The sequence below is a fragment of the Moorena sp. SIO4A5 genome (genome assembly GCF_010672005.1).
Taxonomy (GTDB): Bacteria; Cyanobacteriota; Cyanobacteriia; order Cyanobacteriales; family Coleofasciculaceae; genus Moorena.
Genome location: NZ_JAAHHZ010000013.1, coordinates 23,938 through 30,379, shown reverse-complemented (window position 1 = coordinate 30,379; position 6,442 = coordinate 23,938). Strand labels below are relative to the sequence as shown.

Genomic DNA, 6,442 nt, shown 5'->3' with positions numbered 1-6,442 from the left:
CTGTCAGAAGGAATTGTTAACTTTTTCCAAGAATGGACCCAAGCCAATTTAGCTGAAGCTACCCAAAACGCTACCTCTGAATTTCTTGAAGGAATTACCAGCGTTTTCAACGAATTAGTTGATGAAACTTTCTCCGACACAGAAGAAGATACCACCACAAACCAATCAATCTTTACCGCAATAGTTAACTTTTTTGAATCAGACCAATGGCAATTTGTCAAGATACCAGAAACATCAGCCTTGCGTCTTTTATTCCGGGGTGAAAACGGACAATGGACTTGCTACGCCCAAGCCAGAGAAGAACAAAGACAATTTGTATTTTATTCAATGTGCCCCGTTAAGGCTCCAGAAAACAAGCACCTAGCCATCACAGAATTCATCACCCGCGCCAACTATGGCATGATTATGGGTAACTTTGAATTCGATTTAGAGGATGGAGAAATTCGTTACAAAACCAGCATTGATGTACAAGATGACAATCTTAGTTTGGCTTTAATTAAACCAATAGTTTATGCTAACGTGATGACAATGGATGAATATTTACCGGTAATTATAGCAGTTATTGAATCAGAGGTGGAAGTGAAAGAAGCGATTTTGCGGATTGAGGGTTAAGACAGGAATAGACTTACCCAGATAATTCACCAGCAAGTTTCAAAACAGCCATTCTTGTGGAGTAATCAAGAGTAAATATAGCGTTTCTAGGACTCATGAGGTACAGTCTTCTTTGACGTTGATTCCCTGTTAGGTGCGCTCTTACCATTAAGAATTAAATTCGCCACGGGTCGCACCTCTTAATGCAGCGCATCCCTATTCCCTATTCCCTATTCCCTATTCCCTATTCCCTGTTCCCTGTTCCCTGTTCCCTGTTCCCTGTTCCCTAAAATTTAGAAATTGTGTACCTCAGTCGTAGAATTGCTATATTATCCAGCAGCTAATTCATTCGCCACAGCTTGAGGGACAATAACGGAGCCATAAAGTTTTTGATAGAGATATTGTATTAACGTAAGTGTAAGCATTCAGCTATCAGCCGTGAGCTTTTAGCTAACGCTACTTGAGGTGCCGTCAGCTAATTAACTAATCAACGGGAGGTAGTAAACAAGCTTACGAACGAGTATGGCTGCTTAACAATTACCTAGAGTCTGACGTATATAAACCGACTACACAGGATTTATAGGTTTGTTTTCCCTGGCGTTGAGAGGTCGTGCCTCTAGGTTGCTCAGAATCTTGTTCTGTCCTTTGCCGTACCGCTCAAGCTAAATTAATTATAACACAATTTGTCGTTCCTTGACCCGCACCTGAACGTTCGCGCAGCGTGGCCGTAGGCCAGGTGGGGGAATGCGTCACAAAATCTGTTCAATTAACGTCACCCCATCACCCCATCACCTGATCACCCCATCACCCCATCTCTGAGTCAACCCACTCTCTAGCTATTTTTATTCGCACAAAAGAAACTTTTTGTCGATGATTTACGTCACCTAAGGTTATGACAATTGTCACAACCCCTATTACCACAGGATCACCTACGATCCCAAAAAAAATCAGGATACTGAAGATAGGGGTAACTACTTAATAACGTTACTACTAGATGACGTTGCGACTAGAGGAGTGTAAAATGTTCGAAAAACTTATCTTAGCTATAACCTTCACCTTAGTACTTTATTTATCGTCAGATTTCGGTTTAATCAGCACCGACTCAACATCTTCTGCTTCTCCAGCATCGGACTTTACAGAGGAAGTTGTGAGTCAATTAAAATCAAACTGACATCTAACACTATTCCATTAACCCTTTTTGTCACCTTTTTAGGACTAAATCCGCTTTATTTTTTCAGTGATTTGTGTAATTTGTTGGTAATTTGTTCCCATAAGCTCTTCTGAGTTTTAGTCTGCAAAGACTCATCCTCTGGCATAGGTTCATTCAAATAGCGGTAATGTTTCCAGATATCCCAGTAAGGACAACCAGGCTGAATACGAATACCAGCCCAGTGTAGATATTGTAGGGGTTGATTCAAATTTGGATCAATAAGTCGTACTCCTTGGGTTTGAAATTGTTTACTACCTGCCCAATTTCCTGGAGCTCCCCCTGGTCTACGCACAATATTAAATCGGTGGTGCATCTGCTTCAATATCATATAGTTGATAATCGGCTGATCGGAGGTTTTCTGGGAAAAGTCAAAATACTCGGGATTAGCCGCACACTCAGCAAAGGTTTCATATAAAGTTTCTTCACTAATCTTATTTTTATTGGCTCCCCAAAACCCCCCATTAAAGATATCCTTCAGTTCCGCTTCACTAAAAATCTTATCTTCAATAACTTTGGGGGTGAAAACATTGGCAATTCCCCCGACATGCTGGTAATCACAGCAAATAAAATCATAGTCAGCCAGGTAGTCAAGAGTATCCGCTATCTTCTCAAAAACAACGATATCGGTATCGATATAAATAAATTCATCAAAGGTTCCAAACCAGCAAGCCTGTTTCCGGAACTGATTCGGTCTAGCAAAAAATCCCTCCCCGAAAATTTCGTGTAGCTTAGTAGACAGGCGTTCGATAAACGCCAAATCTGGATAAATCTCTACCCCATAAGACTCTTGAAGAATTTGGGCGACGTTTTGATAATTGTCATCATAGGGAATCAAAACAATTGGGGTATCGGTATCGTAGCAGCGGATACTATTTAGTAACGCAATAGACTGCTCAATCACCCGGTCATTAGCAGTGATGTAAATTCCACGATTCATAAAATTTGCCTCAACGACTGAATCCTAACTTCTTGAATACTTTAGTGGTTAAACTAGGAGGCTGGTTGTAAGGTTTAGCTTTAGTAGTAAACCGAGGACGTTTCTCTGGTTGATGATAATATCGATAATGTAAGAAAATATCCCGGTATGGAAAGTCGATATTCTCCCCAGCACACAGTTTATTGAAAACTTTTGACTTGATTCCAATGTAATGAAGATAAGTCAGCCTATTCCCATGATCATAAAGTAGATTATCCAGAACTTCAAAGTGAGGAGATGTTACGGAATTGCCTGTTCTTTGATCTTTAGGCAAACTCAGAGCCAAATTATGGATCGATAACCCAGACCTCATCCTCATGTAGTTGAGTACAGATTGGTTAGGCGCTCGCTTATACAGAACTTCTGCTTCCCCATTAGCTAACTGAGAAACTAACCATTCTCGCTGCTCTTCAGGAAATAATCCCCGCTTAGCCCCATAAAATCCCGAACAGAAAATTTCTGAATTAATCTGGGATTCATCGAATACTTCCAGTAACTTCGGTGAGGCTACGTTAAAAATATGTGCTGGGTCTTTATACTGAAAGTCATAAACCACAAAATCACTCTCATCTAACTGCTTAAAGACGAAATATAAGGAATTCATCACCAGAGTGTCAGCATCGAGATAGATAAATTTTTCAAATGGACTCTCTGGATCAAAGGCACAGTAACGATGATTTTCACCAACCCGATAGAATTTCGTCTTAATGCCTTTTTCCTGCCATTCTTGCAAGGCATCAGGGTGAGTTTTCCAGACATGGTAGGAAAACTCTTCCCAACGGGCAAATAGTTCTGGATTATCCAGCAACGTTACATTATCTCGGGTGGCAATTTCTTGACGGACCTTGTCTAACTGATCATTGTAGGCAATTACACAAACTGGAGTCTCTTTCCCAGCATTAACCTCTATGCTATTGAGCAGTGCTACCAGTTGGTTGTAAACCACATCATTAGCCAATGTATAAATTCCTGTGCTCATCTAGACTTACCCCAGTTTTTCCACTACCTTAGACAAGAAGTTGAGTAAATTCAACTCATGTAAAATAATTTGACGTGCTTCTGCGATCGCATCTAGAGCCTCATGCCACGCATCCGGTGTAGCCGTCACCTCCTGAATGTACGCTAAGCCCTTTTCATCCTCACTTGGCAGTCTCAAGAAGCTTCCTGGAGGCAATAATTTATCAGCAGCAGAACCACCATAGTAGATGGGTAAGCACCAGGCTAATAAAGCATCCCACAACTTTTCACTCACATACCAATCATTACCAGCATAGTTTTCAATCGCCAGGTTGTAGTAATAAGGAGCCATCGCATTCCACTTATTCCCTACTTTTCCATATCCGTTTACCCAGTCTGGCAAATCCCGTCCATACACGTCAAATTCTAGATTACTGTCCTTCAACAGCCTCAAAAACGCCAAACGCTGACGATGATTAGCCGTGCGAGCAATACCGGAAGTAATCCAACAACAGGAACGAGCTTTTTCAGGTGGTCCCATTTCATGCAATTCACGAAACGAATTGTTGTGGTATGAAATAGCAGGCATATAGTCAGGAATTGGCGCAAAATCATCAGGACCACATACATAGCCACAGTATTCCTGAGCTTGCTTATATTCATTAATTCGGATCTCTTCCCGTTCTGGGAAGGGAGGTTCCCGCACCAAAGAAATAATCCGTTCTTTCGGCACTCCCCGCCAGAGAGTCTTGAGATCTGTGACCTTAGGCTCAGGGGGCTTGTGAGCTAGCCCAAAAAAATTGCCAAATTTGGGTTTAACTGGTTTGATGTCAGAAAATTCGTTAAAGTTGTATAGCAGTAAAAAATCCGGTTGAGGTGCAGTAGCTATCATTTGAATATTTTTCCAAACCCCCAAAGGACGAGGGGTTTGCTTCCATAGCCAATCAACAGGACTGGGTTTCAGTGCCTTATAGCTACTTATCATACCGATAACTTTTTTGTCCATAGTTTTGGACATAGCTTAATTCCCTAACTCATCAATTTGAAGTTTATAATAATTTGATCAGCTTAGTTTAAGCTTAACTTACTTAACTTAATTGTCAACTTACTGCTTCACTTAATTTTCAACACTTTAGCCATTGGGAAAGATCCCGACCAATCAAATCTTGAAGCTGGAGGATATCCTCGCGATAGAATTCAATCAATTGCTTCCGCACTGCTGGTGCTAACTTAGGTTTCCCACGATTTAAATATCTAATCTTGTTAACTAGTTTATCCCTTAGGCCAGTAGGAAGCAATGGACTTAGAATTGATTTAACTGGGTGCGGTTGGTTCAAAAATGATTCCAACGCTTTGTTCTTGGGAAGGCGAGGAGCTTGCCTAACTTTTTCAGATATATCTGGGGTAAAGGTATCGTCTATCTCCAAAAAAACAAACATATCTTTCAGCATACCTAGAGGATTATTAGTCAAATCTTCGTATATATAAACCTTTATCTGGCTTTTGTCAAACGCATCCAAATAACGCTTTAGTTGGACATACTAAAGTCCCCGTTGTTTATAGTACCAGAAAGACCACCAGTTATTTTTTATCAGCTCCTCTTCTTGGGCAAGAGCTTCAGCAAAATCCAGTGGTTCGCGCTCTTGCTTGATTAAATGTAAATAGTTGGAATAGGCTCTTTCTGCTGGATCTCGAATAATGGCGATCAGTTTTGCCTTAGGTAATGTAGTACTTTATGCGTTCAACAGATTTCGCAATGTAGAGATAACTTGTAGATGCTTCCCCAATAGCTACTTGATTATTTACTTTTTTAAATAGGTTACGATAGGCGTCAAGATTAGTGACAATGAAATCAGCTTCTTTTTCATCTCCTAACCCACGGAAATCTAAATTTTCACCTTCAAAAGCAAAAAACCTAGGTTCCTTGGCAGGACTCATGTAGATTTGCGGATGCTGCTTTAGATATCGATAAATTGAAGTAGTTCCAGCCTTAGCTGCACCTATGATTAAAAAGTTGGGCATTGTCATGAGTCTATCTAGTTAACTGATCCTTGATAAACTTATCTTAGAATGTTTTTAATAAAGTCCTTAGATTAGACATGAAACGATCAGGTGAAGGAGGCTGACATGGTCATGTGGTCATGTCTTATTCTTTCCTCTTCTTTAGCTGATATCCTCATCATATCATCCCCCGATCTCGAGCTCTCGAGATCTATAAGTATTTTTAGTAAGCATAACCGAAATTGAGATCAGTAAGTGGGTTTATTTATACCCACTTATCAGGAGCTGGTGGGTACTCCTCTGTCAGCCATCAGTGCTCAGCCATCAGTGCTCAGCCGTGAGCCTTGGCCGTTGGCCAAGCTACGCGAATGGCTCACGCTACGCCAAAAGTTTAACATAAACCTCTTTGCGTATACGGCGGTTTGCATAACTATCAGGTACACAGGATTCTTTTCCCTCTTTCCTCTTTCCTCTTTCCTCTTACCTGCTCCCTGCTCCCTGCTCCCTGCTCCCTAAAAACCGAAAATTTTGTACCTAAGGGACTTGCAAACCGCTGTAATTTAATTATTGAGAGATTCATGAGAATTGAAAGTCTGGTGAAAAGCCCTTGGCCACGCTACTTGAGGTGCTTTGTGGCACAGGCCACAAGCGCTTTGACTTAACTGAGATTAAACGAATGCTTACCTCTTTGATTCAAAAGCACCTCA

9 protein-coding genes are annotated in these 6,442 nt (G+C 40.9%); 3 read left to right on the top strand and 6 right to left on the bottom strand.

Going from position 1 to position 6,442, the window contains the following annotated elements; translation table 11 throughout:
* A partial coding sequence (locus tag F6K57_RS07725) for a YbjN domain-containing protein (protein ID WP_293066283.1) occupies positions 1 to 612 on the top strand: 612 nt, incomplete at its 5' end.
* Between the two features lie 1,000 nt (positions 613 to 1,612).
* Entirely contained in the window at positions 1,613 to 1,762 is a 150-nt protein-coding gene (locus F6K57_RS07720) for a hypothetical protein (protein WP_293021361.1), read from the top strand.
* Between the two features lie 55 nt (positions 1,763 to 1,817).
* Here the strand turns inward: F6K57_RS07720 and F6K57_RS07715 are convergent, their stop codons facing one another.
* From F6K57_RS07715 to F6K57_RS07695, 6 genes are all read right to left on the bottom strand, one after another.
* The gene (locus tag F6K57_RS07715) at positions 1,818 to 2,738 is read right to left on the bottom strand and encodes an Npun_R2821/Npun_R2822 family protein (protein WP_293024039.1); all 921 of its coding nucleotides are present in this window, start codon (positions 2,736 to 2,738) and stop codon (positions 1,818 to 1,820) included.
* Positions 2,739 to 2,748: 10 nt separating this feature from the next.
* Positions 2,749 to 3,756, bottom strand: coding sequence for an Npun_R2821/Npun_R2822 family protein (locus F6K57_RS07710; protein WP_293066279.1), 1,008 nt, complete (start codon positions 3,754 to 3,756; stop codon positions 2,749 to 2,751).
* A 6-nt stretch (positions 3,757 to 3,762) separates the two neighbouring features.
* Positions 3,763 to 4,740 (bottom strand): glycosyltransferase family 10, encoded by a 978-nt coding sequence (locus tag F6K57_RS07705; protein ID WP_293066287.1) that lies wholly within the window; start codon positions 4,738 to 4,740, stop codon positions 3,763 to 3,765.
* 118 nt (positions 4,741 to 4,858) lie between these two features.
* Positions 4,859 to 5,254 (bottom strand): hypothetical protein, encoded by a 396-nt coding sequence (locus tag F6K57_RS07700; RefSeq protein ID WP_293066276.1) that lies wholly within the window; start codon positions 5,252 to 5,254, stop codon positions 4,859 to 4,861.
* 21 nt (positions 5,255 to 5,275) lie between these two features.
* The gene (locus F6K57_RS41880) at positions 5,276 to 5,431 is read right to left on the bottom strand and encodes a hypothetical protein (protein WP_364301790.1); all 156 of its coding nucleotides are present in this window, start codon (positions 5,429 to 5,431) and stop codon (positions 5,276 to 5,278) included.
* Between the two features lie 19 nt (positions 5,432 to 5,450).
* Positions 5,451 to 5,762, bottom strand: coding sequence for a hypothetical protein (locus tag F6K57_RS07695; protein WP_293054638.1), 312 nt, complete (start codon positions 5,760 to 5,762; stop codon positions 5,451 to 5,453).
* Between the two features lie 228 nt (positions 5,763 to 5,990).
* On the opposite strand from F6K57_RS07695, the gene F6K57_RS07690 reads away from it, so the two are divergent.
* Entirely contained in the window at positions 5,991 to 6,251 is a 261-nt protein-coding gene (locus tag F6K57_RS07690; protein WP_293024030.1) for a hypothetical protein, read from the top strand.
* Positions 6,252 to 6,442 lie beyond the last annotated feature (191 nt).

What these genes read in the sequence shown, in the direction of transcription:
- F6K57_RS07720 (WP_293021361.1), top strand. Translation starts at nt 1,613, where the DNA reads ATGTTCGAAAAACTTATCTTAGCTATAACCTTCACCTTAGTACTTTAT.
- F6K57_RS07715 (WP_293024039.1), bottom strand. Translation starts at nt 2,738, where the DNA reads ATGAATCGTGGAATTTACATCACTGCTAATGACCGGGTGATTGAGCAG.
- F6K57_RS07710 (WP_293066279.1), bottom strand. Translation starts at nt 3,756, where the DNA reads ATGAGCACAGGAATTTATACATTGGCTAATGATGTGGTTTACAACCAA.
- F6K57_RS07705 (WP_293066287.1), bottom strand. Translation starts at nt 4,740, where the DNA reads ATGGACAAAAAAGTTATCGGTATGATAAGTAGCTATAAGGCACTGAAA.
- F6K57_RS07695 (WP_293054638.1), bottom strand. Translation starts at nt 5,762, where the DNA reads ATGACAATGCCCAACTTTTTAATCATAGGTGCAGCTAAGGCTGGAACT.